This is a genomic window from Helcobacillus sp. ACRRO, from assembly GCF_022347125.1.
Lineage (GTDB): Bacteria > Actinomycetota > Actinomycetes > Actinomycetales > Dermabacteraceae > Helcobacillus > Helcobacillus massiliensis.
On record NZ_JAKRNG010000031.1, the window covers coordinates 1 to 24,851 of the forward strand.

Genomic DNA, 24,851 nt, shown 5'->3' on the forward strand with positions numbered 1-24,851 from the left:
CCCGTCGGGGGTCGCTGTCCGGGAGTCCACACACGCGCCCGTCGGCGAGCAGTCCCCGCCCCGGATCTCGGGCACGTCCTGCGGGCCGCGGCGATAGCCTGGCGGGGCACCCGTCGGCCTCCCACCCCGGAGCGCCGCGACCGACCCGCCGATGGAGGCCGCGATGACCACCACCCTGTTCACCAACATCAGCGAACTGTGGACCATGGACCCACTGCGCGAATCCGAGGGCGCGAAGGGCGCCGGCGTGATCCGTGACGCCGCGCTCGTCGCCGAGAACGGCCGCGTGGTGTGGGTCGGGAAGGCCGCCGATGCGCCCGACGCCGACGCCCGCGAAGACCTCGGCGGTCGCGCGGTCCTGCCCGGCTGGGTCGACTCCCACTCCCACATGGTGTTCGACGGCGACCGCTCCGCCGAGTTCGAAGCCCGCATGGCCGGTGAGTCGTACGCCGCCGGCGGCATCCAGGTGACCACGGACGCCACCCGCTCCGCCAGCGATGACCGCCTCTCCCAGCTGCTCGCCCAGCGGGTCCGCGCCGCGGCGCTCGGCGGCACCACCACCATGGAGACGAAGACCGGCTACGGCCTCACCGTGGAGGACGAGGTCCGCTCCGCCGCGATCGCCCGCGACCACGTGGACGCGGTGACGTTCCTGGGGGCGCACCTGGTGCCGTCGGAGTTCAACGGCGAGAAGGGCTCGCGCGGCACCGCCGAGGACTATGTGGACCTCGTGGTGGGGGAGATGCTGACGCAGGTGGCGCCGCACGTGGACTTCATCGACGTGTTCTGCGAGAAGGGCGCGTTCGATGTGGAGCAGTCCCGACGGGTCCTCGACGCCGGGAAGGCTGCGGGCCTCGGTGTGCGCGTGCACGGCAACCAGCTCGGCGAATCCGGCGGTGTGCAGCTCGCGGTCGAGACCGGCGCGGCGAGCGTGGACCACGTGAACTTCCTGTCCCAGGCGGATGTGGAGGCGCTCGCGGGCACGGTCTCCCGCGACTCGGACGGCCAGGTCGTGGTGGACGCGGGGGAGAGCGGTGTGCGGCCGACGGGTTCCGGGCCGACCGTTGCCACGATCCTGCCGGCGTGCGACATCTCCACGCGGATGCCGTTCGCGCCCGCGCGTGAGCTGCTGGATGCGGGGGCGGTGGTCGCGATCGCCTCGAACCTGAACCCGGGCACGAGCTTCACCAGTGCGATGAACTTCTGTGTGGGCACGGCGGTGCTGCAGCAGCACATGAGCCTCGCCGAGGCGCTGTTTGCGGCGACCCGCGGCGGTGCGATCGCGCTGCGGATGGCTGACGTGGGCCACCTGACGGTGGGTGCCCGCGCCGACCTGCACGTGCTCGATGCGCCCGCAGCGATCCACCTGGCGTACCGCCCGGGCATGCCGATGACCTGGAAGGTGTTCGCGCGCGGCGCCGAGGTGAAGTGACGGTCTGAAGCGCGGTGAAGGAGCACCCCCACACCCCTCCCGTTCATCCCCGGCTATAGACCGTCACGAATGGTGCGGCCTGCTGCCCAGGGCCCGTAGCTTGACTCCACTCGCGCACGGCACGCGTGCGCACTGATGTGGAGGAGGAGCCGTGGCATCACCGGATTCGGGCCGTGGACTCAGCAGATTCATCGCACAGCAGGGCATCTCGAGGCCCCTCGCCTGGGGCTTCGTGGCGCTCACCCTGTTCATGGTGGGAGACGGCATCGAACTGAGCTTCCTCTCCACCTACCTCACCGACCGCGGGCACGACGCCGGATCCGTGGCCCTCCTGTTCACCGTGTACGGGATCGTGGTGGCACTCGGAGCGTGGCTCGCCGGCGCCCTCGCCGAAGCATGGGGCCCCAAGCGCGTCATGGTGATCGGCGGCGGCATCTGGATCGTGTTCCAGCTCGTGTTCCTGCTGCTGGGCGTCCTCCCGGACAGCTTCGCAGTCATTCTCACCGCCTACGCCATCCGCGCCATCGGCTACCCCCTGTTCGCCTACGGCTTCCTCGTGTGGGTCACGCTGTCCACCCCGAGCCAGGTCCTCGGCAGAGCCGTGGGCTGGTACTGGTTCTTCAACGTGATGGGCCTCGGCGTCATCTCCGGCTACTTCGTGGCCGGCACCATCGACCAGCTCGGCCCCCTCGGCGTCCTCTGGAGCAGCCTCGCGTTCGTCACCGCTGGACTCGCCATCGTCGCACTCCTGCTGCGCAGTCAGGACGGCCCCACCACCGTCACCGCAGCCGACACCCTCCGCGGCCTCGCCGCCTCCATCACCATCGTCGGCGAGCAGCCGAAGGTCGGCATCGCCGGCGTCATCCGCATCATCAACACGATGAGCTACTACGCGTTCGCCGTGTTCCTCAACGTCCACATGGTCAACACGATCGGCTTCACCCAGGCCCAGTGGTCCTCCATCTGGGGCACCATGCTGCTGGCCAACATCGTCGCGAACCTTCTCAGCGGCTACCTCTCCGACCGCCTCGGCCGCGTCGCCGTCGTCGCCTGGGCCGGTGGCTTCGCCTGCGCCCTGTCCGTCCTCGCCCTCTACTACGCCCCGCAGGCCCTCGGCGCCCACCTCCCCGCCGTCATGGCGGTCGGCGTGGTCTACGGCTTCGCCCTCGGCATGTTCTGCCCCCTGTCCGCCATCGTCCCGCTGCTCGCCCCCGCCAACAAGGGCGCCGCGATCGCCGTGCTCAACCTCGGTGCCGGCCTCTCCAACTTCGCCGGCCCCCTCGTCGCCGGCCTCGTCCCCGCCGTCGGGGTCGCCCCCGTGATCTGGCTGCTGGCCGCCCTCTACATTGCGGGCATGGCCCTCACCTTCACCCTCCGCGCCCCCGGCATCGAAGCCCGCGACCACCGCGAACCGCTCACCGCTCCCGCCCCGGAACCGGTGCCCGCCGCGGCCGTGTGACCACCAGCCGCATACAGCAGAAGGGGCGGGATCCCACCATGGATCCCGCCCCTTCTCGCATCCTGCATGCCGCGCCCAGCACGCGCCGCGACTACCGCGCGAACGCCTCATCCAGCACATCCCGGTCCGCATCCAGCCGGCCGCGGTACGCCTCCACCTCCGCGCGGATCCCGGCCTCGTCCCAGCCCAGCAGTCCCGCCAGCAGCGCCGCCGCCTGCCACAGCGCTCCCTCCGGGACCGGACCCAGCGTGCCGATCACGAGTCGGCGTTCCAGCACATCCGCGAGCGTCCGCGCACCTTCATCGGTCACCGCATACACGACCTGCGCGGCGATGTCCGGACCCGAACCGATCGGCTCCGCTAAGCGCGGATCCGCCTCCGCCAGCGCCAGCACTCGCTCATGCGCCGTCCCGTACAGCCGCGCCAGATGCAGGCGCACAGCCTGGGGCACCGGCGCCGCCGGCACCCGTCGGAGAGCGGCATCGAACGCGGCCGCCACCGTGCCGTAGTCGCCGAAGCTCGTGGACAGGGGAAGGCGCCGCGAATCGAAGCGGCGAGTGGGGCCCAGGCGGGACCCTCGTGCCGCGATCACGCGGTCGATCACCTGCGCGCCCATGGCGCGGCCCGTGGTCCACTTCCCGCCGGTGACAGTGAACAGCCCGTCCAGGCCCTGCTGGGCGTGATCGGTGATGGTGAAGCGGCGCGAGGTCGAATACGTGTCACCGTTGGTCGCCACCAGCGGCCGCACCCCCACGATCGTGGACGTCACGTCCTCGCGGCGCAGCGGCCGCGCACTGATCGAATCCAGGGTCTCGCGCAGCAGCTGCACGTCCTCCACCTCGGTGCGGGCGTCATCAGCGCTGCCCGCGGACGGCGTGTCCGTGGGGCCGATGAGAGTGCGGCCCTGCCACGGGCTGACCACCACGTGCCGGCCGTTGCGACCCCGCACGTACAGCGAATCCGTCAGTCCCATGTCCCGGGCCAGCAGATGCACCCCCTTCGCCTGCTGCACCCGCACACCCGCTTGGGGCGCATCACCGCCAAGGGCCTGCTGCACCCAGGGGCCTGCGGCATTGATGACGGTCCGCGCCGGCACGGCAGCCGTCTCCCCCGTGAGGGAGTCCCGCACTCGCACACCGGTCACGGCACCGGACCCGTCGGCGCCCCGCAGCAGGCCGGTGACCTCCGCGTGGTTGAGGGCGGTGCCGCCGTCGGCCGTGAACGAGTGGACGAGCGCCAGCAGCAGCCGCTCCGGGTGGAGGTTCAGCGTGTCGTCGTGGCGCCACGCGCCCGTCAGGCCGTCTGGCGAGAGGATCGGCGCCCGCCGCAGCAGGTTTCGGCGCCCCACCCAGCGGAAGCGCGGCGAGCGGATGTCCCGCGGCACGCCCGTGTTCCGGTTCCACGCGAACGCCTCGTACAGCGCCACCCCCGCGCCCAGCATCGGCGCCTTCGGAGCGGACCAGTCGAACGCGGTCAGCAGGAAGGAGCGCGGCTGCACCAGGTGCGGGGCGGCGATGGCGAGGAAGCGGCGCTCCGCCACGGACTCCGCGACCACCCCGAAGTCGTACTGCTCCAGGTAGCGCAGCCCGCCGTGGATCGCCTTCGTCGTCGCGGAGGACGTCCCCGCCCCGAAGTCGACCTTCTCCAGCAGCACCGTGCGCAGGCCCCGACCGGCGGCGTGGCGCGCGATCTGTACGCCCGAGATGCCGCCGCCGATCACGGCGACGTCGTACTCGCCCCGCAGCGGCGCCCCCAGGGCGCGGCCCGCCAGCGCGGCCGATGCTGCCTGCCCGCCCACGGTCCCGCCGGCCGGCGACCCGTGCACGGTGCCCGTCATGTGAACCGGACCTGCTCGAACGTCGAGATCTCCGGGTGTTCGCCGACCCCGCGCTCCGCGTGCTGATCGCCCTCGCGGCGCACGCCCACGGTGCCCCAGCCGTCCTCCTCGGCCGCATCCAGCTCCTCCACCAGGTCGGAGAAGAACAGCAGCGATGCGGCCGGCCGGCCGATCTGCTCGCGGATCGTCGCGTACGAGGACGCCACCCGTTTCGGGCCCGCGTTCTCCGTGTCGAAATGACCGGAGAACAGGGGCAGCAGGTCGCCGTCCGGGGAGTTGCCGAACCAGGCCCGCTGCGAGGACAGGGACCCGGAGGAGAACACCCACAGCTCGATGCCGTCTTCGTGCCAGCGGCGGATCGCCGGCACCGCATCATCGAAGAAGTGGCTGGTCAGATCGCCTTTTGCGAACCCGTCGGCCCAGATGAGGCCCTGCAGGATCTTCAGCGGCGTGCGCTTCTCGTCCCGGTCCAGCCAGTCCTCCAGTGCCGCCACCAGCTGCGCCGTATCCGCGTCCGGGTCCAGGCCGGCGAGGTCGATGATCTGGCCTCGGGCGCGCTGCACGTCCTCATCATCGGCGCGGTCCGTCAGGTACTCGGTGAAGCGCTCGCGGGAGTACGGGTAGAGGACGTCGTGCACGAACCAGGTGGAGCTGGTGGTGCCTTCGATGTCGAGGACGATCGCCTCGGGCCGCTTCAGCGTGACGGTGGTGCTCATGCCGCCGCCCGAGAGGCCAGGATCTGGTCATGGGTGGGGAAGTTCTGCGAGATGGGGGAGCCGGTGAAGTCGCCCACCCAGCCCTCGCCGTCGTGGAAGAACCGGATCGCGGTGAACTCCGGGGCCTTCTCGCCCATGTCGAACCAGTGGGTGGAGCCCTCCGGCACGGACAGCAGGTCGCCCTGCTCGCACAGGACCGCGTACACCGTGTCCTCGATGTTGAGGTAGAAGGTGCCGGCGCCGTCCACGAAGAAGCGGACCTCGTCGTCGTCATGACGGTGCTCGTCCAGGAACTTCTCGCGGCCGGCCTTCGCCTTCTCCCAGAAGTCCTCCTGCCCCGTGTTCTTCAGGCGCATCACGTCCACGAGGGTGAAGTCCTCCTCCTCGGTGAGGCGCTGCACCTCGTCCCGGTAGGCGGCGAGGACGGCGTCCTGGTCGGCGTCTGGGGCGAGGTCGTAGGTGGGCCACTGTTCGTAGCGCACGCCCAGGGTGGACAGCTCCTTGCGGATCTCCGCGGGCTCCTCGGTGCGCAGCAGTTCGGTCTCGGGGGCATCGGCGGCCCACTTGATCAGGATGGTCATGGTGTCTCCTTCGTTCGGGGTGGTGGTGCGCACGAGGCGCGGTGGGGATGATCGGGTCAGGCGGCGAGGGCGCGGCCGACGGCTTCGCGGTGGTCCCGCTGCGTCACCTCTCGCACGGTGCGCACTCCCGCGAACACCTGCTGCAGCGGCCCACTGAGCAGGTCGTCGCGCACCTGTGCGATGTCGCGGTAGCAGGCGTGCCGGGCCGCATCGGGCCGGGCGGAGGCGCCGCCCTGGTTCCAGGCGGTCAGCTGATCAGCGAGGGAGTCGGTGAGGCCAACCGCCTGGTTCGCGAGGGCGGCGTCGGCCAGGACGGGGCCGTCCACCCGCTGCGGGCGGCGCCACGGCACACCGGTGACGTCCGCCTTGATCTGGTTCCAGACATCGCTGCAGGCGCCGCCGCCGGTGACGAGCACTTCGCTGAGCGGTTGCGAGCTCTGCTCGATGGTGCGGATCGTGGACGCGTACTCGAACGCCACCGCTTCGAGAGCGGAACGCCACAGGGCACCGGTGGTGGTGCTCGAGTCCATGCCGAGCCAGGTGCCGGAGGCGTCCGGATTGTTCGGGTTGCCGCCGGCGAGGTACGGCAGGAAGAGGACCCCGTCGGCCCCCGGGCGGACTGCGGCCGCGAGCGTGTCGAACTCGGCGTAGAGGGCATCGTCCTGGGGGCGGGAGGCGACTTGGTCGCGGAACCACCGCAGGGACAGGCCGCCGGCGCGGACGTACCCCCAGTAGAACGACTGGCCGGGGATGGTGCCGAGGCTGTACAGCAGGCCGGGGATCTGTGTGGCGGCGGGGATGATGCCGTCCACGCCCACGGTGAGGATGCTCGTGGTGCCGGCGGAGTCGGTGGCCTGCCCGGCTGTCACCATGCCGGAGGCGAGGGTGGACTGCTGGACATCGCCCGCACCGGCGGCGATCGGGGTGCCGACGGGCAATCCCGTGCGTCGGGACGCCTCCGCGCAGACGGTGCCGATGACGGCGTCGGACGGCACGATCGGCGGAAGGAAGTCTGTCCGCAGGCCCAACAGCTCGAACTGGGCGGGGGAGAAGCCGCCGGTGGCAGCGTCCCAGCCCACCATGAAGCCGGAGGCGTGCGTGGGGTCGGTGACCATCTGAGCCTGGCCGTGGCCGGCGAGACGGCCGGAGACGTACGGCGCCACCGAGACAGTGCGGGCGATCCGGGCGTACACCTCGGGGTGGGTGTCGCGGATCCACTGCAGCTGGAACGGGGCGGCGTACGCATCGAGGGTGGTGGTGCCGGATTCGGCCGCCCAGAGCGGTTCGAGGTCGCGGCCGGCGCGGGCGGCGTGGCCGGCAGCGCGGCTGTCGAGGCTGGTGATGACGGGGAACAGGATCCGACTGTCCTCATCGAGGAGGACCTGGCCCACGAGGATGCCGGACAGGGCGATGCCCGCCACCTGTGAACGGTCGATGCCGTTGTCCACAGCGCAGTCCAGGGCCCTGGCAATGGCGGTGAACGCGCAGTCCACCAGGTGCTCCGGGTCCATCTCCGCGAGCCCCGGGCCGGGGTAGGTGATGGTGTGCGGGGTGTATGCGGCGCCCACCTGCACACCGCTGATGGTGTAGACCGCTGCCTTGCTGCCCTGAGTGCCGATGTCGACGCCGATCGTGACCGCCACGAGCGCCCCCTTTCAACCGATGTTCTCAGCACCGTAGGCACGCCCCGGCGGGGAAGGCTCGCTTCATGACGGAGTGTGCCCGTATGTGAATGACGGGGTCGGGACAGAGCCGCGGCGCACCGCCCGGAGCCCCCACTTGATCCCGGTCAAGGCGCCGAGCGCCGGCCGCTGATGAACTCGTATCAACGCTCATCCTCTACGTGTTGATGGAGGCTCATCATGACGTCCCACCTGCGCGCCCTGCGCTACCGCGCCTTCTCCATCGACCTGCTCGTCACCACCGCCGTCACCGGCGCCCTGGTGATCGGCGAGTTCGTGGAAGCCGGCGTGGTCGCCTTCCTGTTCGTCGTCGGCTCCTGGCTGGAGGCCCGCACCCTGGAGCGCACCCGCCGCTCCGTCAGCGACCTGCTGGACATTGCGCCGGAGGAGGCGGACGTCATCCCTGACGGCCGCACCATCACCGGCGAGCCCGTCCCCGCGGAGAAGTCCGAGGGCGACTTGGTGTACGCCGGCACCATGGCCGCCGACGGGTTCCTCACCGTCCGCGCGGACTCCGTCGGCTCCCGAACGGCGTTCTCCCGCATCTACACCCCGGGCATCATCGTCGCTTCCCTGATCGCGCTGCTGATCACCCGCGACATCCACGTCGCCCTCCGTTCCTCGTGATCGCCTGCCCCGGTGCCCTCGTGATCTCCACCCCGGTCTCGATGGTCGCGGGCATGAGCAACGGCGCCCGCCACGGCGTGCTGCTCAAGGGCGGCGACTCCGTCGAGCGCCTCGCCCCGGCCGACACCTTCGTGGTGGACAAGACGGGCACGCTCACCCACGGCAAGCCGGAGGTCATCACCATCGTCACGCTGGCCGACGGGTTCCGGCCCGACTGTCGCCACGATCCTGCCGGCGTGCGACATCTCCACGCGGATGCCGTTCGCGCCCGCGCGTAACCTGCTGGATGCGGGGGCGGTGGTCGCGATCGCGCTGCGGATGGCTGACGTGGGCCATCTGACGGTGGGTGCCCGCGCCGACCTGCACGTGCTCGATGCGCCCGCAGCGATCCACCTGGCGTACCGTCCGGGCATGCCGATGACGTGGAAGGTGTTCGCGCGCGGCGCCGAGGTGAAGTGACGGCGGCATGAGGAAGGCCCCTCCGGTTCGATGGACCGAGAGGGGCCTTCGCTGATGCCTGCGGCGGGCGGGAAGTATCAGCCCTTCAGCGGCTCCGCGAGCTCCTGTTCGAACGTGGCCCAGTCGATGAGTTCAATGCCGATGATGTCGGCATCGGGGATGTTCATCGAGAGGGCGCGGCGTGCGGCTGCAAGGTTCTCCTCGAGGGCGTCGCTGAAGCTGGGGGCGTCGACCGCGATGTCGATGGAACCTTCGCGGAGGCCGGGGCTGAAACCGCCGGCCGGCGCGAAGTAGACAAGTGCGTCGAGGAGGTCGAAGACGGCCTCCTCTGTGGTGTCCGTGGTGGCGGTCCAGTCGATGCTGGCGTGCCCGGAGTCGGTGGTCATGCTGGGTCTCATTTCTGCAGAGAACTGCGGTGGAAGAACGGATTGCAGCCCAGTGCCCTGAGACGCGCGGTGGCGCTTCAGGGTACTAGGAGCTGAGTACCGCGGCCCAGATGCACGAGGCCAGCCGACGGGTGCATGAATGTAAGCGGAGGCCACCTCGAGACCTGAGGTGGCCTCCGCTTGTCCCCGCTGGCGCGGGGAGCACGGCGCACCCGCGTCTGTACGAGGGCTCATCCCGGCTGACGCTGGGAGCGAGATGCGCCAGAAGCAATCTACGTCCTGCGCCTGTGGTGCGACATGCAGAGTCGAAGGTGCTTCAGTAACTGAATTCGTAAAGTCGGGGGTCTGGGGGTTGACTTCATATTGGGCGGTCTGCCTATGCTGACCCTGACGGCGTGAAACCGCAGAGTGAACAAGGCCTCGAGGAGGGCGCTATGGACGCAATGGAGCTGGCGCGGGTGCTGTGGGCGAAGTCGGGGGACGGTTCGCGGTGGCTTTCGCTCTTACAGCATCTCTCGGATTCATGCAGTGTGGCGGGACTTTTGTGGGACTCCTGGGTTCCGTTGAGCATTCGATCCCTGGTCAGTGAGCAGACCGGGCTCACGGACGAAGAATGCCGAAGCATCCTGCGGTTCCTCGCCGGTGCTCACGACTGCGGGAAAGCAACCATGACGTTCCAGATGCTCGCCTCGCACCAGCCGGAATATGCTCATCTCGCCGAGCGTGTGCGCGACGCCGGTCTCAGCCTCGATCTGAGCGCCAACGAGCAGATGATTCCCCGCTTTCGCCACGAAATGGCGTCAGGGATCCTGCTTCGTCGCTGGGCCATGGAGCAAGGGTGCTCGATCGACACTGCGAAATCCCTGGCAAGCATCGTCGATGCGCACCACGGAAAATCGAGCGAGGTGAAGCTGATCGGGGAAGCGGAAGTGATCCTCGATTCCTACCCTGAGAACTGGCAGGAGGTCCAGCGGTACCTTCTCGACCGCGCCGCAGATGAATCAGGAATCAGAAGCCTGATCGGGCACCTCCCCGAACTGCCGATTCAGACCCAGAACCTATTCGCGGGCATCGTGATCGCGGCCGACTGGATAGCCTCGAACGAAGAAGCATTCCCGTTGGAAACCGTCCACGACCAGGCGAGCCGTATCGAAGCAGGATGCCGAGCCATTGACCTCACGGTTCCGTGGACGGCGGAGGGATCCGTCGGCCCCGCCGCGGAGTTCTACCGCGAACGCTTCGGATGGGGACCCGAGATGGCCCCGCGGCCGGCCCAGGAAGCCATGATCGAGGCGGCGAAAGCCGCAGAGGGTCCCGCTCTGCTCATCCTGGAAGCGCCGACGGGCAACGGCAAGACCGAAGCCGCCTTTGCGGCAGCCGAAATCCTCGCGGAGAAGACCGGTGCGGGTGGGGTGATGGTCGCGGCACCCACAATGTCCACCGCCAATGGCCTGTTCGAACGCTTCCTCTCATGGATCCGCAGAGCAACCCCGAGCGGTGAAGTCTCCTCACTGTTCCTCGCACACTCACGAGCTTCGCTGAACGAGGACTACCATCGGCTCCGCTTCCGCGGCATCGATGCTGACGCTCCCTCATCCGGAGGTGATGTGGTGGCCTCGCAATGGATGTCCGGGAGGAAGAAGGGCATTCTCTCCACATTCGCCGTGGGCACAGTCGATCAGGTGCTGCTCATGGCCCTGCAGTCCAAGCATTCAATGCTGCGTCATCTGGGGCTTGCGGGGAAAGTCATCATCGTCGACGAGGTGCACAGCTACGACGCCTACATGTCCAGCTACCTGAAGACCGCGCTGACCTGGCTCGCGTCCTACGGAGCATCGGTCATTCTGCTTTCTGCGACGCTGCCTGTGGGCCAGAAGGAGCAACTCGCCCACGCATATCAGCAGGGACTGCCCGGCTATCGGCGCAAGCGCGGCCGGCAGCAGCCCCTGTCGCTTTCGCACGCGTACCCGGCCATCACCTCGGTGACGGCGCGGTCCGTGGACGAAACACCGGTTCCGCTGGGAGAAGTGGAACTGACTGCGGGAGTCTCAACCCTCGAGGATTCGCCCGAGTCGCTCGTGGACGCCGTCGGAGACCTGCTGGCTGACGGCGGCTGTGCGCTGATCATCTGCAACACCGTCAAGCGCGCCCAGGCGGCGTTCACCACGATCAGTGATCGGTTCCCGGGAGAGGTGGAACTGCACCATGCCGTTTTCCTCGCTTCCGACCGGTCCCGAAGGGAAGATGCTCTGCGTGCAGCGCTCGGCCCCCAGGCGCACCGGGGCTCGGGCCGACCTGAGCGCCGAATCGTGGTGGCGACCCAGGTGGCGGAGCAGAGCCTGGACATCGATGCGGACGTGCTGATCACGGATATCGCACCAGTGGACCTCCTGATCCAGCGCATCGGCAGGCTCCACCGGCACAGTCGCCCAGCGTCGGACAGACCTGCCGGCCTCCAGAAGGCGACCGTGCTGATCCGCGGCATCCTCACCGACCTGAGCCCGAGCGAAGCTCCGGAGTTCGACGGTGGTGCGATTGCGGTCTATGGGGCGCGGATGCTGCTGGCCACCGCCGCCCTGCTCCACTCCACTGTCCTGGCCGACGGGTTCCAGCGCCCCCACAGCACCGCACCACTGGTGCAGCAGGCGTACGGACCAGACCCTGAGATTCCCGCCGGGTGGGAGGAGACGTGGGCCGAGGCGTGTGCAGACGATGAGAAACGGCGGAAGCGCCAGGAGGACAATGCGAAGACGTGGCGGTTCCCGCAGCCGCGACAGGCGCTCTACCTGGACGCACTGTTCTCCCGCTTCTACGACGACCGCAGCCGCTCCGCATCTGACGCGGAGGCGTTCGGGCTCGCGCAGGTGCGCGACAGCACGCCCAGTCTCGAAGTCATCCCGATCATCAGAACGGAGACGGGCTATCGCCCCTTCCCATGGGTCGGAGACCGTGAAGCGGCGCTGGTCGACCGGATTCCGGATGCCGAACTCGACCGCCGGTCTGCACGGGATCTCGCGGGCAGCATCATCCGGCTTCCCGGCTGGGTGGGCCGCAATCCGCAGGCGCTCGACGTCCTCATCGCGCAGCTGGAACGCGGAACACCGCTCGGATGGAGGAAGGACCCGTTCCTCCGCGGAATGATCGCCTTGCCTTTTGACGAAGACCTGACCACTGACCTGCAGGGCCGCGCGCTGCGTTACAGCCCCGATCTCGGCCTGATCGAAATCGCCGAAGACCCCCACCGTCCTCGCCAGCATCCTGAAGGAGACGCCGATGGCAGCAACTGAATTCTCACTCGTCACCGAGCCGTGGATCCCTGTGGTTCTCACAGGAGAGGAACGCAGGCTCGTGAGCCTGCGCGACCTGTTCTCGGGGCAGATCGAGGTGATCGCGCTCAGGGGTGATTCCCCCACCCAGGACTACGCCGTCCTGCGAGTGATCATCGCGATCTATGTGCGCGCCCATGTGCTCTACAGCGACTATGACCTCACTGATGCACGTGAACTTCGCACCTGGCGCCGTGAGCAGTGGACTGCGGCCGACGGGGCCGTTCGCGACGACCAGGTGCTGGAGTACCTGTCCGACCATGCTGACCGGTTCGATCTTCTCTCCTCGGAAGTGCCGTTCATGCAGGTTGCTGATCTGCGCACCAAGACCGGTGGGCAGCTGCCCGTGCGCCGTCTGATCCCCGAAGCCGAAGGCGACAGGTTCACCATGCGGGCTGGTGCGGGTGTTGAGACGCTCGGCTTCGCCGAAGCCGCTCGGTGGCTCATCCACGTGCATGCCTTCGACTATTCCGGCATCAAATCGGGAGTGCTGGATGATCCGCGAGTCAAGGGTGGAAAGAGTTATCCGATTGGCACAGGGTGGAGCGGCTACACAGGCGGCACCACCATCCTCGGCCGAAATCTCCGCCAAACTCTGATGCTCAACTGCCCTGATTCTGTATTCCTGGAAAGTGACGCGGACCTGCCTGCCTGGGAACGCGAACCGGATCGTCCAGGAGCACGTGCAGCCGAGATTCCGCAGGGGGCCTGTGACCTCATGACCTGGCAGTCCCGCCGTGCCCACCTGCACCACAACGGGGAGCACGTCACGGGTTGCATGGTCACCAATGGGGACAGGATCCCCGATGCAGGAGCGAACGTGCTCAACGACCCGATGACACCGCACCGATACTCCACGAACAAGTCCAGTAGAACCCAGGACGTGTTCTACCCCCAGCCGTATTCGCCGGAGCGCACCATGTGGAAGGCGCTCGAACCCCTTGTCAGTCTGGGTGGAGATGTGCCGCTGGAGAAGAAGGCGAAGCCGGGCAAGCGCCCGCAGAACCTCGACTGGTTCTCGGCTGCAGCACGCTCGGTGCCCGGGGTGCCGACGCTCGCGCCCGTTCGCCTCACCTCGATGACCTACGGTCCACAGTCAGCCACCATTACCGAAGTGGTGGATGCGGCTGTGGAACTGCCAGCCGCAGTGCTCCAGGAAGAGGACGCATACGCTCGCCAAGCCGTACTCGGTGCAGCCCGCAGCACCCTGGATGCCGGCATCGCTATCGGGTCTTTCGCCGGGTGGCTCCTCCAGGCCGCAGGAGACGAATACGTGTTCCAGGCCCCCGCCACCGATTCCTTCCTCGCCATGCTCGAGCAGCCCTTCCGCAAGTGGCTGCGCACCGTGCCTACAGATGACACGGAGCAGGTGGACGCTGCGGTCGCGGATTGGCACACGCAGGTGTTCCAGGCCGCAACGGACCAGGCCGCCATTCTCATCAAGGGTGCCGGGCCCCGCGCTCTCATCGGCCGGACCATTCCTGAAGGGGAGGGAATGCGCACTCATTCAGCAGCCACTGCCCTCAGCAGGCTGCGCCGCTCGCTCACCAAGACTCTCGCTCGTGCAACCCAGATCATCAGAACGGAGAAGGAGATTCGCCATGACAGTTGAGAACAGTCCCCCCGAACGGGCAGAGGGGAAGGGACCCGGTGGACTCAGGGGCGCAGTGCGCAACGCCGCAGTGGCGCTGCAGGATGCTGCACTGGGCAACCGCGGAGATCGTCAGAAGGCGGACGCGAGGGCCGCACTTGCCCGCTTGCGCCGAGCAGCCGGGCAGTCCCCGGAACGCCATCCTCTGGAGTTCGAACAGGTCCTTTCCTCACTCAGCGCTGATCTGCGCGAGGGGGAGACCGGTCACGGGGATGCCCCCACCCCTAGCGAACAGGCTGCCTTCGATGCCCTCACACTGTTCGCCGTCCACGCACAGAGCATCACGGAACCGATCCATCGGGACGGTCGCTCCTTCGCCAGCGCGATGGGGCTTCTCATCGACCGCAGCAGCTCGCAGTCCCTCAAGCCGCGCTTCGATGCTCTCCTTGCGGCGCGCGACCACCGCGCCCGCACCACACATCTGCGCTCCCTGATCACCCTCCTGCGCGGAGAGAAGCTCGCCTTCGACTACGGCGCGCTCGCGGGCGACCTGCGCACGCTGGCAGGACAGCACCGGCAGGGGGTCCTGCTGCGCTGGTCGCGGGACATCACATTCGCGCCGATGCGCGAGAAGAAGACAAGAGACTCCTCATCCACCACCTCGGAATCCTGAAAGGAACACTCATGACACTCATCGTTGACATTCACGCTCTGCACACGATTCCGCCGAGCAACATCAACCGCGATGACACCGGCGCACCGAAGTCCGCTGTCTTCGGCGGGGTTCCTCGGCAGCGCGTCTCCTCCCAGGCGTGGAAGCGCGCAATCCGCCGAGAATTCGAGAACACCCTCGGCCAGGAGAAGATCGGCTACCGCACCAAGCACACGGCTGAACTGATCGAAAAGCGGATGAAGCACCTGGCGATGGAGAGCGGCACAGAGTTCAACGAAGCCGATGCCCGAGCTGCAGTCAAGGCTCTCTTCGCTGCGGGCAAGATCAAACTGACGGAGCCGAAGGCCAAGGAGGGAGAACAGCCTGGAGCCGAGCAGACCGGCTACCTCCTGTTCCTCTCGTCTCGCCAGATCGACAGGGCTGCACGACTCCTGCTCGATCTCGACGGAACGAAGCCGAAGCCTGCTGATGCGCGTGACGTTCTGGACACCCACCACAGCATTGACATCGCCATGTTTGGACGCATGCTTGCCGACGCCCCGGACTTCAACGTGGATGCTGCAGTACAGGTTGCACACGCCATCGGAGTGCACGAGTCGGAACCCGAATTCGACTACTTCACCGCGGTGGATGACGTTGTGGAGGACAACGAGGAAGCCGGGGCGGGCATGATCGGCACGGTCCAGATGATGTCGTCGACTCTGTACCGCTACGCCACCGTGAATGTGTCGGGTCTCGCGAAGAACCTCGGGGATCCTCAGGCTGTCGTGCCCAGCGTCCAGGCGTTCGTCAAAGCATTCATCACCTCAATGCCCACGGGCAAGATCAACACTTTCGCAAACCAGACGCTGCCCGAACTGGTGTATGTGACGGTGCGCCGGGACCGTCCGGTCTCCTTGGTCAACGCGTTCGAGGAGCCGGTGACGGCGGGAGACGATCAGGGACGCCGCGTCAGCGCGGCTCATAGTCTTGCGAAGGAGGCCCGCGAGCTGGAGAGTGCCTATGGTTTCGCACCCGAGGCGGCGTTTGTGCTCGGCACCTCTGAGATGGTGGCCGCCCTCGAGGGGCTCGGCGCAACGGTGACCCTTGCCGACCTGAACGAAGGACTCGCAAAGGCGCTCGGCGAAGGCAGCGATTCATGACAGCCACCCTTCTGCTGAAGCTGAGCGGTCCAATGCAGTCCTGGGGGCACCAGGCGCGATTCAACCGCCGTACAACAGCCTCTGCCCCCACGAAGTCAGGCGTGCTGGGCATGATTGCGGCGGCTGAGGGGCGGCATCGCACGGATTCGCTGGCGGACCTGTTGGGGCTGCGGTTCGCCGTGCGTGTGGACCAGCCGGGCACCCTTCTGCGCGACTACCAGACCGCACAGACCTGGCAGCGCAGAACGAAGACCGATACCTCGCTGGTCACCCGGTACTTCCTCCAGGACGCCGTGTTTCTCGCAGCAATCGAATCCAAGGACCGCGAGGTTCTGGAAGGGATGGAGGAAGCGTTGCTCTCACCGATGTTTCCTTTGTACCTGGGGCGCCGTTCATGCCCCGCGAACCCGGATCTCGTGAAGGGGATCGTAGACACCGATGCAGTGGTCGCGCTGCAGCAGGCGAAGTGGTGTGCCGGTAAGCCGTACAAGAAGCGGTGCGCACAGTCCGTGTCGCTGCCCGTGTATCGAGATGCTCTGCCGGGTGAATCCGGCGAGCAGATCCAGGATGTGCCGGTGAGCTTCGATCAGGAGCACCGGAAGTACGCCTGGAGGACAGTGGTGGAGGATTCCCCCGTCGAGGTGGAGAATTCTGAAGGCACTCGCCCTCGGGACCCATTCTTCGAGGCGGTGGTGCAGGCATGACGACTCTCAGCAGAATCCCCCTTGATCCGCGGGTGCGGGGCGCACGAAAACTGATCGGCAACCCTCAGGCGATGCACGCCGCGGTGATGACCGCCTTCAGCGCTGGCGAGGCTGATCTCAGCGGCCGGGTGCTGTGGCGACTGGACTCGACGCCCGACCGTCATGTGCTGTACCTGGTGGGTCCAGGCGTGCCGGACCTCGATGTCATCGCCGGCCAGGCCTGCAGTGCGGGCGAGCGCGGGGACACAGCTGATCTGGGCCCGTTCCTCGACCGGCTGGCAACAGGGCAGCGATGGGCGTTCCGACTCACCGCCAACCCGGTTCATTCCAAAGCGGGTGAACGCGGCCAGCGGGGGCGGGTGCTCGCGCATGTGACCGTGGCGCAGCAGTTGGCCTGGCTTGATACGAAGAGCGGCCAGCACGGCTTCTCGATCGTGCATCGGGATGCGCCCCGGGAGCCGTCGGCCGAGGAGCTCGCAGTCGAGCATCTGGATGCGATGGTGTCGCAGCGGCGTGATCTTCGATTCCATAAGGGAAAAGCGAAGCATCCGGTGATGATCCGGACAGCACGCTTCGATGGTCATCTGGAGGTGACCGATGCGGAGCTGCTGCGTCGTTCCCTGACCGAGGGGATCGGGCGAGCGCGTGCATACGGATGCGGGCTGCTGTCACTGGCGGCACCGACCGGATGACAGCGCGTCCCAGCAGTGCTCCGCTCGGGCGGCATTCCCTCGCCCGAGCGGAGCACCGTCTCAGCTATCTGTATGCGGAGCATTGCGTTGTTCACCGTGATGCGAATGCGGTGACGCTCACCGACCAGCGTGGAGTCGTCCATGTCCCAGCGGCGTCACTGGCGGCGCTCCTGCTCGGCCCGGGGACACGTACCACCTTCGGTGCGATGAGCCTGCTGGGCGATTGCGGAGTCTCCGTCGTATGGGTTGGGGAGAGGGGCGTGCGGTACTACGCTCACGGCCGTTCGCTGTCGGCTTCATCGCGATTGGCGGAGGCACAGGCGGCGATCGTGACGAATCAGCGCCGTCGCTTGGAGTGTGCGCGGGCTATGTACAGCATGAGGTTTCCCGGTGAGGACGTGAGCGGCCGAACGATGGCTGAGCTGCGTGGGCGTGAGGGAGCCCGGATGAAGAAGATCTATCGGGAGCACGCGGAGCGCACGGGCGTGGAATGGTCGAGCCGCCGTTACGACCCGGATGACTTCAGCGCTTCCGATGCGATCAATCAGGCGCTCACCTCGTGCAATGCCGCTTTGTACGGGGTGACGCAGGCGGTGCTCGTGTCCTTAGGCGCGGTCCCCGCGCTGGGTGTGGTTCATTCCGGGACTGATCGTGCTTTCGTCTACGACATCGCTGATCTGTTCAAAGCTGAAGTGGTGGTCCCGGCAGCCTTCGATGTGGCAGCGGCCGGGGAGGACGATGCCGGGCCCCGTGCGCGCCGAGCCCTGCGGGACCAAGTCGTGGAAACGCGACTCATTCCGCGGATGATCGCAGCTGTGCATGAGCTCCTTGATGTGCCGGACGAGATGGACCTGGCGTTGGGGGACCTGCTGCTGTGGGATGAACTGGATGCCGTGGCTGCCGGAAAGAACTGGTCGGGGACCAGCTCATGATGACGCTGGTACTCACGGCGGTGCCGGCGGGTCTGCGAGGCGATCTGACAAAATGGTTGCTGGAGATCAGCCCAGGGGTCTTCGTAGGGAACCCGAGCGCTCGGGTTCGCGATGAACTGTGGGAACGGGTGATGGGAAGCGTGGCCGACGGGCGCGCACTGCTTGTCTATCCGGATGCGAATGAGCAGGGGTACTCCTATCGCGTTCACCGTCATGCCTGGACGCCGGTCGACTTCGATGGCGTCACTTTGCTGCGCAGACCGACAGGTGGTGAAAGGGTCCCGCAACGGTCGACTGGGTGGAGCAATGCGGCTGCTTACCGACGTGCACGTCGTCGCTGATACGGGCCGTAGCGCATCGCAAGTCGTGTCTAGAATGGACAGTAGGCTTCCATTTCCCCAGGTGGGGAAGTGTGCTCCCCGCGTCAGCGGGGATGAGCCGGATGCCGACATGGTTCGTCGCCGGGGTCTTCCGTGCTCCCCGCGTCAGCGGGGATGAGCCTGGCTGGCATCCATCCACGGTGTGGCGAAGACCGTGCTCCCCGCGTCAGCGGGGATGAGCCGGTGTACGGCGACCTGTGGGCGCATAAGAAGTGGTGCTCCCCGCGTCAGCGGGGATGAGCCGATGTGGTCGGTGGCGGTGGTGGTGTGCTGGGTGTGCTCCCCGCGTCAGCGGGGATGAGCCTCGGACGCGTGAGTGATCTGGTTCAAGAAGTCCGTGCCCCCCGCGTCAGCGGGGATGAGCCCCTGCGAGATGAGATACCGTTCGGCCCTGCTGAGTGCTCCCCGCGTCAGCGGGGATGAGCCCACCTCGCTTCGTTCTCACTACGGAGCTAGCAAGTGCTCCCCGCGTCAGCGGGGATGAGCCCTGGTGCGCGCTATGGATGATCACCGGCTCACGGTGCTCCCCGCGTCAGCGGGGATGAGCCCATCGCGGCCATGATCGGGTAGCGGTCAGGGTTGTGCTCCCCGCGTCAGCGGGGATGAGCCGAGGAGTTCTAGCGCCCAGGTGGCGATGGTGTGGTGCTCCCCGCGTCAGCGGGGATGAGCCGGCTGACAAGACCGTTCTTCATTCAGGCGCGATGTGCTCCCCGCGTCAGCGGGGATGAGCCCGCCAAGGACGGCACCAGCTACGCCGCAATCCTGTGCTCCCCGCGTCAGCGGGGATGAGCCGGACGGCACGGAGACTGTGCGCACTCCCCGGTTGTGCTCCCCGCGTCAGCGGGGATGAGCCCCGGTTGACCGAGGCGCGCCTCCGCCGTGAAATGTGCTCCCCGCGTCAGCGGGGATGAGCCCGACTCACCCTGAACAGCACCCTCATCAAGCGAGTGCTCCCCGCGTCAGCGGGGATGAGCCCGGCCGCGACAGCGAACTGGGCGACGAGTACGTGTGCTCCCCGCGTCAGCGGGGATGAGCCTTGGTAGCAGTCGCCCCGAGTTCGAGTATCAGCGGTGCTCCCCGCGTCAGCGGGGATGAGCCTGGCCGCGTGGGCGTTGGCGATGAGTTCGCAGTGTGCTCCCCGCGTCAGCGGGGATGAGCCCGTCCAGGATGTGGCGTTCTCGTGGGCGGTCAAGTGCTCCCCGCGTCAGCGGGGATGAGCCGAACTTCCGGAAGGCTCTGCGGGCGGCGTTGAAGTGCTCCCCGCGTCAGCGGGGATGAGCCCCTCGTGGCTGGTGCGGAGTCGACGATTCGTCTGGTGCTCCCCGCGTCAGCGGGGATGAGCCTGGTCAAACTGGGACAGATACACGCAGAACGCAGTGCTCCCCGCGTCAGCGGGGATGAGCCCACTCCGCTTCACCCTAAACCACGCCGGCGGCAGTGCTCCCCGCGTCAGCGGGGATGAGCCGCCAACATGCACGTGGTTCCAGTGGAGACGACGGTGCTCCCCGCGTCAGCGGGGATGAGCCGTAGGTGCGATCGCCTCGACCGCCCCGGCTCGGAGTGCTCCCCGCGTCAGCGGGGATGAGCCGCCCCTGCGACCCATACAGGTGCAAGAGAATGTGTGCTCCCCGCGTCAGCGGGGATGAGCCGTCCGTGATGCTCACGTGCTCCTCCCAGGAGATGTGCTCCCCGCGTCAGCGGGGATGAGCCCGGTGGGCGGGGTCAGGCCCAGTCGACGGGTTCGTGCTCCCCGCGTCAGCGGGGATGAGCCCGCCCACCGGCAATACCCACGAGGGCGGCGGTTGTGCTCCCCGCGTCAGCGGGGATGAGCCGGAACTCGGCGCAGCAGAGGGGAAGATCGCGAAGTGCTCCCCGCGTCAGCGGGGATGAGCCCCTGGTTTTTCACGCAGACCGAGATCGGGCGCAGTGCTCCCCGCGTCAGCGGGGATGAGCCGACACCGCCGATCACCCACCCGGTGACCCACAGGGTGCTCCCCGCGTCAGCGGGGATGAGCCCGGCATGTACCAGCCCATCATCGTCAACCGCGGGTGCTCCCCGCGTCAGCGGGGATGAGCCCTACGCCGCGTATGTGGAACTGGGGACGTCCCGGTGCTCCCCGCGTCAGCGGGGATGAGCCGGTCCTCGAGGTGAGCCCGGTCCAGTCGGACCGGTGCTCCCCGCGTCAGCGGGGATGAGCCCTCGGTATCCCGCACGTAGTCCTCAGCGATCCGGTGCTCCCCGCGTCAGCGGGGATGAGCCGTGGCACGTCAACGGTGGAGCCCCCGGAAAGGTGTGCTCCCCGCGTCAGCGGGGATGAGCCTAGCGAGGATCGCCGCGGTGAGGCCCAGCAGCGGTGCTCCCCGCGTCAGCGGGGATGAGCCGGGTTTTGTCTGACTGACACTCAACTGAGAGCGGTGCTCCCCGCGTCAGCGGGGATGAGCCTGCGAATCCCCCGGGTACGCCCTCGGATACTGTGTGCTCCCCGCGTCAGCGGGGATGAGCCGGCCATCGCCCCGCGAGCGCGATGGGGGATGCTGTGCTCCCCGCGTCAGCGGGGATGAGCCTAAGCCGCAACCTACAACCCACTGAAAAGAAGCGTGCTCCCCGCGTCAGCGGGGATGAGCCGGTGCACTCGCGCCTTGCCTGCCGTAGTAGGTGGTGCTCCCCGCGTCAGCGGGGATGAGCCCACGATCCCTACTCGCCCACAAACTCGGCCACGCCTGGTACGGCGACGACGGCCCACAGGACGACGCCAACGAGGCCCGAGCATGGCGATGGGCCGCTGATCTCCTCATCACCCCTGAGGCATACGCCGCTGCCGAACACCACACCGGCGGGCACATCCCAGCGCTCGCCGCCGCCCTCGACGTCACCGCCGAGATCATCCACGCCTACCAGGACACTCTACGAAGGACCACACCATGAAGCGCCGCGCTGCTCTCACCCTCGCCGCCCTGCTGACCCTCGCCGGCTGCGCCCAGTCCCCCGCCGAGAAGGTCGCTATGGCCGGCACCGACTGCGGCCTCACAGCCGACCAGTACCGCGACGGCACCAACGACGTCCTCATGCTGAAGCGCGGCGACGACCTGGACTGCGTCCTCGACGCCCTCGGCACCACCGACGGCATCCGCAACATGATCTACGACTACAAGCGGCCCGGATCGATCGAGCACTCCGACATCCGCTACTCGTGGCCGAACGAGACCCTGGTCCTGGTGTACGCCCGATGACGTGGACGGACACCGCGCCCCCGCGGATCAAGTGCTCCCCGCGTCAGCGGGGATGAGCCCGTCTGGTGACGGCCCAGGAACTGGGCAACACCGTCCTCCCCCCCCACCAGCAGCGTTGAGCCTGAGGCTGTCCAACGATCGCGCGCATACGGAGACGCCCTGCGGCATCTGCATGCGAGCAGGGGCCGGGACCGGTGTCGCGATCGCCTGGCCGGTAAGGACGTCAGCATGCGGGACCGTCCCGCAAACGGGAAAATGAAGCGAGAGTCGCACGCATAGCGGCCGAGGAGATGCCGGTGAATGGACCAGGGCATGACCCCGGCAGCGGACACAGGCTGACTGGTGAGAAAGCGTTGCCACTGCCGCAATGAAATCGCCCGAACCGGAGAGCAGGCGCATGACTCGTCATACTGACCAAGCGTCAAATATTGGCAGTGACCTGGGCGACCCGCTCGAGGTCATGGCTCGCCGGAGCGTCGTCCCCGACGATGTGATCCCGCCACCGGACTCGCGCCACGGACCCGTGAGCGGATCTGCTGTCACCCCATAACGACACCGTTCTCCATCACTCGCACCGCCCACACCACCGCGACCCCAGACCAGGTCATGCCGCTGATCCTCGACTTCCACGAGTGGGAACTGTGGTCCCCGTGGGAGGGCCTCGACCCGCAGCTGAACCGCCGCTGCACCGGCCCCGACTCCGGCGTGGGCGCGAAGTACGGCTGGTCCGGCAACGCAACGGCCGGTGAAGGCACCATGGAAATCACGGCTGCCACGGACACGTCCGCGGACATCGCCCTGCACTTCACGAAGCCGTTCACCGCAGACAACCGGGTGCGCATCGCCGTGCCCCCGTCGGCCAGCGGCGGCAGCGACCTGACGTGGACCATGTCCGGTGAGAACACGCTACCGGCGCGGTTCTTCTTCGCCGTGTTCCGCATGGAGAAGACCCTCGCCAAGCAGTTCGACCGCGGCCTCGCCCAGCTCGCCGCCGTCGTCGAGGGCGGCACTCAGCGCTGAGCGGCCTGCGGGCAGGGCCCGAAGCACGTAGAGTCACCCAGTAGCAATCCGGACGACCGTTGGGGAAACAGTGCACGGCAGACAGGTCAAGCTCTTCCTCGTTGATGGAACCGCTGGTGGTCTCATCACCGCAGAGATCGGCAATTGGACAGGCCATATTCTGCGTGGAAAGCGAGAAAAGCTGGGGGAGATCCGTCGCCGTGAGGAGGCTCAACGGACCGGGGTCTACATCCTTCTGGGCGAGGACCCATCGATGCCAGCGGGCCAACTCGCGTACATCGGGCAGAGCGACAACGTCGCGACCCGGCTCGCCAACCATGATGCGAAGAAGGACTGGTGGAACGAAGTCCTCATCATCACCTCCAAGGACCTGAACCTCACCAGCGCGCACGTGCGCTTCATCGAGTCCCGGCTCATCGCCATCGCGAAATCAATCGCGCGCACCCCATTGGAGAACGGGAACACTCCCACGGGCGGCGCTGAGCTCCCTGAGGGTGACCGCTCCGACATGGAGTACTTCATCGAGCAGGTGCGGGTCCTCCTCCCGGTGCTTGGTGTGAATTTGCTGCGCGGGCAAGCACGGCCTGTGAAGGCAGACTTCGACGAGCGGGCACATTCTGCGATCTCAGAGCCCGTTGTGCCGCAGGCTCTGGGTCCGGAGCGCTCCCCGGTGTTCCGGCTGAGCCTCCGCAAGCGGAATGTCGACGCCCGCGCCCAAATGATCGACGGGGAGTTCACCATGCTCGAAGGGTCAGCTGTGGCGGAGGCCATGGCACCCCTGACTGCAAGCGCGGCTAATGCGACGCGGAGGCAGCACCTCCAGCGAGCCGAAGTCCGTCAGGAACTGTTCGACGATGGAAGCATCAAGCCCGATGAGACAGGCATCGCTCGCCTGACCCGAGACGTTGTGTTCCGGTCGGCGTCGGCAGCCGCAGCCGTTGCCGTAGGAAGAGCGTCTGCGAACGGCCGAATCGAATGGTGCACTGAGGACGGCCAGACCTACGCGTCCTGGGAAGATGCGGGCGCTCAGCACTGACGCTCCGCTCGCAGATGCATGGGCATGGCCGTCAGAGGCCGGCCTTCATCGCCATTGGTGCCGACACCCCGCCCCAGGGCCTCACATCCGCCGATTCCGCAGGCTCGGGTTCGACTCCCTCACCCGTCGCACTTCGTCCACGTCCACGTCCACGAACCCGAGCTTCTCGCCCGCGCCCAGGTCCATGAGCTGCGCGCCGTCGGCCCCGAACGCGGCCGAACGACCAACCGCCACGCCCTTCCCGCAGGAGTCCACGCCGATGACCGCCATCGTGTTCTCGATGGCGCGGGCGCGCAGCAGGGTCAGCCAGTGGTCCTCCTTCATCGGGCCCGGCGCCCACTCCGCAGGCACAAGCGCCAGCTCGGCGCCGTCGGCGGCGAGGGCGCGGAACAGTTCGGGGAACCTGAGGTCGTAGCAGGTGGCGAGTCCGATCCGCACCCCGTCCACGGTGATCACGGTGGGGCGGACCTCCCCGGGGTGGATGCGGTCGGACTCGCTGAACGAGAAGGCGTCGTACAGGTGGATCTTGGTGTACGTGTCGGTGATCGAGCCGCCAGCGGCCACCAGCAGCGTGTTGTGCACCCGGCCCTCCGGCGCGGGCGTCAGCGACCCCGCCACGATCACGAGGCCGAGTCGGCCGGACAGGTCCGCGAGGGTGGTGGCGAAGGCGCCGTCGAGCCCCTGAGCGATGGGCTCCAGCGGGGCCGACGGGTCCTCGGTGCGGCCGATCGCGTACTCCGGCGCCACGAAGATCCGCGCCCTCTCATCGGCGGCGCGGTGCGCGGCGTCGCGGATCCGCTCAAGGTTCGCGGCCGGGTCACTGGTCGGGGTGAACTGCGAAACGGCGATCTTCATGGCACCTCCCGGGGTCGACTGCCGCCACCCTACTGAGGCGCCCTGGCCGCTGCCCGGCACCCGTCGGCCCGCCCTGGCCCGCCCCGCCAG

At 67.6% G+C, this 24,851-nt stretch carries 22 protein-coding genes, 1 pseudogene and 1 CRISPR repeat array; of the genes and pseudogenes, 16 read left to right on the forward strand and 7 right to left on the reverse strand.

Annotated features, from left to right (window positions below; genetic code table 11):
• Nucleotides 1-163 precede the first annotated feature (163 nt).
• Nucleotides 164-1,432, forward strand: a complete 1,269-nt coding sequence (locus MHY20_RS09950) for an amidohydrolase family protein (RefSeq protein ID WP_239376529.1) — start codon at nucleotides 164-166, stop codon at nucleotides 1,430-1,432.
• Between the two features lie 151 nt (nucleotides 1,433-1,583).
• The gene (locus MHY20_RS09955; protein WP_239376531.1) at nucleotides 1,584-2,891 is read left to right on the forward strand and encodes an MFS transporter; all 1,308 of its coding nucleotides are present in this window, start codon (nucleotides 1,584-1,586) and stop codon (nucleotides 2,889-2,891) included.
• A 91-nt stretch (nucleotides 2,892-2,982) separates the two neighbouring features.
• On the opposite strand, the gene MHY20_RS09960 is transcribed toward MHY20_RS09955, so the two are convergent.
• The 4 genes from MHY20_RS09960 to MHY20_RS11780 are packed head-to-tail and all read right to left on the reverse strand — an operon-like array spanning nucleotide 2,983 to nucleotide 7,668.
• On the reverse strand, nucleotides 2,983-4,728 hold the full coding sequence (locus MHY20_RS09960; RefSeq protein ID WP_239376533.1) for a glycerol-3-phosphate dehydrogenase/oxidase: 1,746 nt from the start codon (nucleotides 4,726-4,728) through the stop codon (nucleotides 2,983-2,985).
• Nucleotides 4,725-5,444, reverse strand: a complete 720-nt coding sequence (mtnC, locus tag MHY20_RS09965) for an acireductone synthase (RefSeq protein ID WP_183377243.1) — start codon at nucleotides 5,442-5,444, stop codon at nucleotides 4,725-4,727. Before mtnC ends, MHY20_RS09960 begins: the two co-directional genes overlap by 4 nt.
• On the reverse strand, nucleotides 5,441-6,025 hold the full coding sequence (locus MHY20_RS09970; RefSeq protein ID WP_183377244.1) for a cupin: 585 nt from the start codon (nucleotides 6,023-6,025) through the stop codon (nucleotides 5,441-5,443). The genes mtnC and MHY20_RS09970 overlap by 4 nt, the downstream gene beginning before the upstream one ends.
• Nucleotides 6,026-6,081: 56 nt before the next feature.
• Nucleotides 6,082-7,668, reverse strand: coding sequence for an FGGY family carbohydrate kinase (locus tag MHY20_RS11780; protein ID WP_239376535.1), 1,587 nt, complete (start codon nucleotides 7,666-7,668; stop codon nucleotides 6,082-6,084).
• A 219-nt stretch (nucleotides 7,669-7,887) separates the two neighbouring features.
• Here MHY20_RS11780 and MHY20_RS09980 point away from each other — a divergent pair, with 219 nt between their 5' ends.
• The 3 genes and pseudogenes from MHY20_RS09980 to MHY20_RS09990 all read left to right on the forward strand — a co-directional run.
• Complete coding sequence (locus MHY20_RS09980; protein ID WP_239376537.1) at nucleotides 7,888-8,334, forward strand: hypothetical protein; 447 nt, start codon at nucleotides 7,888-7,890, stop codon at nucleotides 8,332-8,334.
• 20 nt (nucleotides 8,335-8,354) lie between these two features.
• Nucleotides 8,355-8,612, forward strand: a complete 258-nt coding sequence (locus MHY20_RS09985; RefSeq protein ID WP_239376539.1) for a hypothetical protein — start codon at nucleotides 8,355-8,357, stop codon at nucleotides 8,610-8,612.
• A pseudogene (locus MHY20_RS09990) lies at nucleotides 8,548-8,793 on the forward strand (imidazolonepropionase); the annotation flags it as partial. The gene MHY20_RS09985 and the pseudogene MHY20_RS09990, both read left to right, overlap by 65 nt.
• A gap of 77 nt (nucleotides 8,794-8,870) precedes the next feature.
• Here MHY20_RS09990 and MHY20_RS09995 read toward each other — a convergent pair.
• Complete coding sequence (locus tag MHY20_RS09995) at nucleotides 8,871-9,179, reverse strand: hypothetical protein (protein ID WP_239376540.1); 309 nt, start codon at nucleotides 9,177-9,179, stop codon at nucleotides 8,871-8,873.
• 434 nt (nucleotides 9,180-9,613) lie between these two features.
• Here MHY20_RS09995 and cas3 point away from each other — a divergent pair, with 434 nt between their 5' ends.
• From cas3 to cas2e, 8 genes are read left to right on the forward strand one after another with little or no spacing between them, the layout of a single operon-like run.
• A complete protein-coding gene (gene cas3, locus MHY20_RS10000; protein WP_239376541.1) occupies nucleotides 9,614-12,466 on the forward strand; it encodes a CRISPR-associated helicase Cas3' in 2,853 nt (950 codons plus the stop codon).
• On the forward strand, nucleotides 12,453-14,117 hold the full coding sequence (gene casA / locus MHY20_RS10005; protein WP_239376542.1) for a type I-E CRISPR-associated protein Cse1/CasA: 1,665 nt from the start codon (nucleotides 12,453-12,455) through the stop codon (nucleotides 14,115-14,117). The genes cas3 and casA overlap by 14 nt, the downstream gene beginning before the upstream one ends.
• 55 nt (nucleotides 14,118-14,172) lie before the next feature.
• Nucleotides 14,173-14,769: a type I-E CRISPR-associated protein Cse2/CasB gene (gene casB, locus MHY20_RS10010; RefSeq protein WP_239376543.1), complete on the forward strand. Its 597-nt coding sequence runs from the start codon at nucleotides 14,173-14,175 to the stop codon at nucleotides 14,767-14,769.
• Nucleotides 14,770-14,780: 11 nt separating this feature from the next.
• Nucleotides 14,781-15,911 carry a type I-E CRISPR-associated protein Cas7/Cse4/CasC gene (gene cas7e / locus MHY20_RS10015; RefSeq protein ID WP_239376544.1) on the forward strand — a complete coding sequence of 377 codons (1,131 nt, stop codon included), beginning with the start codon at nucleotides 14,781-14,783 and terminating at the stop codon, nucleotides 15,909-15,911.
• Nucleotides 15,908-16,615 carry a type I-E CRISPR-associated protein Cas5/CasD gene (cas5e, locus tag MHY20_RS10020; RefSeq protein ID WP_239376545.1) on the forward strand — a complete coding sequence of 236 codons (708 nt, stop codon included), beginning with the start codon at nucleotides 15,908-15,910 and terminating at the stop codon, nucleotides 16,613-16,615. Before cas7e ends, cas5e begins: the two co-directional genes overlap by 4 nt.
• Nucleotides 16,612-17,307: a type I-E CRISPR-associated protein Cas6/Cse3/CasE gene (cas6e, locus tag MHY20_RS10025; protein ID WP_239376546.1), complete on the forward strand. Its 696-nt coding sequence runs from the start codon at nucleotides 16,612-16,614 to the stop codon at nucleotides 17,305-17,307. Before cas5e ends, cas6e begins: the two co-directional genes overlap by 4 nt.
• Nucleotides 17,304-18,239, forward strand: a complete 936-nt coding sequence (cas1e, locus tag MHY20_RS10030; protein WP_239376554.1) for a type I-E CRISPR-associated endonuclease Cas1e — start codon at nucleotides 17,304-17,306, stop codon at nucleotides 18,237-18,239. The genes cas6e and cas1e overlap by 4 nt, the downstream gene beginning before the upstream one ends.
• Complete coding sequence (gene cas2e / locus MHY20_RS10035; protein WP_239376555.1) at nucleotides 18,239-18,580, forward strand: type I-E CRISPR-associated endoribonuclease Cas2e; 342 nt, start codon at nucleotides 18,239-18,241, stop codon at nucleotides 18,578-18,580. The genes cas1e and cas2e overlap by 1 nt, the downstream gene beginning before the upstream one ends.
• A gap of 71 nt (nucleotides 18,581-18,651) precedes the next feature.
• A CRISPR array of direct repeats spans nucleotides 18,652-21,306; the repeat unit is 28 nt; unit sequence GTGCTCCCCGCGTCAGCGGGGATGAGCC.
• Nucleotides 21,307-21,314: 8 nt separating this feature from the next.
• Here the strand turns inward: cas2e and MHY20_RS10040 are convergent.
• On the reverse strand, nucleotides 21,315-21,509 hold the full coding sequence (locus tag MHY20_RS10040; RefSeq protein ID WP_239376547.1) for a hypothetical protein: 195 nt from the start codon (nucleotides 21,507-21,509) through the stop codon (nucleotides 21,315-21,317).
• A 32-nt stretch (nucleotides 21,510-21,541) separates the two neighbouring features.
• Here MHY20_RS10040 and MHY20_RS10045 point away from each other — a divergent pair, with 32 nt between their 5' ends.
• The 3 genes from MHY20_RS10045 (at nucleotide 21,542) to MHY20_RS10055 (ending at nucleotide 23,906) form a co-directional block, all read left to right on the forward strand.
• Nucleotides 21,542-21,850, forward strand: a complete 309-nt coding sequence (locus tag MHY20_RS10045) for a hypothetical protein (RefSeq protein ID WP_239376548.1) — start codon at nucleotides 21,542-21,544, stop codon at nucleotides 21,848-21,850.
• Nucleotides 21,851-22,414: 564 nt separating this feature from the next.
• Nucleotides 22,415-22,870, forward strand: coding sequence for an SRPBCC family protein (locus tag MHY20_RS10050; protein ID WP_285261881.1), 456 nt, complete (start codon nucleotides 22,415-22,417; stop codon nucleotides 22,868-22,870).
• A 253-nt stretch (nucleotides 22,871-23,123) separates the two neighbouring features.
• Nucleotides 23,124-23,906 (forward strand): GIY-YIG nuclease family protein, encoded by a 783-nt coding sequence (locus tag MHY20_RS10055; protein ID WP_239376552.1) that lies wholly within the window; start codon nucleotides 23,124-23,126, stop codon nucleotides 23,904-23,906.
• Nucleotides 23,907-23,987: 81 nt separating this feature from the next.
• Here MHY20_RS10055 and MHY20_RS10060 read toward each other — a convergent pair whose 3' ends face one another.
• Nucleotides 23,988-24,761, reverse strand: a complete 774-nt coding sequence (locus tag MHY20_RS10060) for a carbon-nitrogen hydrolase family protein (RefSeq protein WP_239376553.1) — start codon at nucleotides 24,759-24,761, stop codon at nucleotides 23,988-23,990.
• Nucleotides 24,762-24,851: the final 90 nt, after the last annotated feature.

Excerpts from the sequence above, each read along its gene's own strand:
- MHY20_RS09950 (WP_239376529.1), top strand. The coding sequence starts at position 164 with ATGACCACCACCCTGTTCACCAACATCAGCGAACTGTGGACCATGGAC.
- MHY20_RS09960 (WP_239376533.1), bottom strand. The coding sequence starts at position 4,728 with ATGACGGGCACCGTGCACGGGTCGCCGGCCGGCGGGACCGTGGGCGGG.
- mtnC (WP_183377243.1), bottom strand. The coding sequence starts at position 5,444 with ATGAGCACCACCGTCACGCTGAAGCGGCCCGAGGCGATCGTCCTCGAC.
- MHY20_RS09970 (WP_183377244.1), bottom strand. The coding sequence starts at position 6,025 with ATGACCATCCTGATCAAGTGGGCCGCCGATGCCCCCGAGACCGAACTG.
- MHY20_RS09980 (WP_239376537.1), top strand. The coding sequence starts at position 7,888 with ATGACGTCCCACCTGCGCGCCCTGCGCTACCGCGCCTTCTCCATCGAC.
- MHY20_RS09995 (WP_239376540.1), bottom strand. The coding sequence starts at position 9,179 with ATGACCACCGACTCCGGGCACGCCAGCATCGACTGGACCGCCACCACG.
- cas3 (WP_239376541.1), top strand. The coding sequence starts at position 9,614 with ATGGACGCAATGGAGCTGGCGCGGGTGCTGTGGGCGAAGTCGGGGGAC.
- casA (WP_239376542.1), top strand. The coding sequence starts at position 12,453 with ATGGCAGCAACTGAATTCTCACTCGTCACCGAGCCGTGGATCCCTGTG.
- cas7e (WP_239376544.1), top strand. The coding sequence starts at position 14,781 with ATGACACTCATCGTTGACATTCACGCTCTGCACACGATTCCGCCGAGC.
- cas5e (WP_239376545.1), top strand. The coding sequence starts at position 15,908 with ATGACAGCCACCCTTCTGCTGAAGCTGAGCGGTCCAATGCAGTCCTGG.
- cas6e (WP_239376546.1), top strand. The coding sequence starts at position 16,612 with ATGACGACTCTCAGCAGAATCCCCCTTGATCCGCGGGTGCGGGGCGCA.
- cas1e (WP_239376554.1), top strand. The coding sequence starts at position 17,304 with ATGACAGCGCGTCCCAGCAGTGCTCCGCTCGGGCGGCATTCCCTCGCC.
- cas2e (WP_239376555.1), top strand. The coding sequence starts at position 18,239 with ATGACGCTGGTACTCACGGCGGTGCCGGCGGGTCTGCGAGGCGATCTG.
- MHY20_RS10045 (WP_239376548.1), top strand. The coding sequence starts at position 21,542 with ATGAAGCGCCGCGCTGCTCTCACCCTCGCCGCCCTGCTGACCCTCGCC.
- MHY20_RS10055 (WP_239376552.1), top strand. The coding sequence starts at position 23,124 with ATGCCAGCGGGCCAACTCGCGTACATCGGGCAGAGCGACAACGTCGCG.
- MHY20_RS10060 (WP_239376553.1), bottom strand. The coding sequence starts at position 24,761 with ATGAAGATCGCCGTTTCGCAGTTCACCCCGACCAGTGACCCGGCCGCG.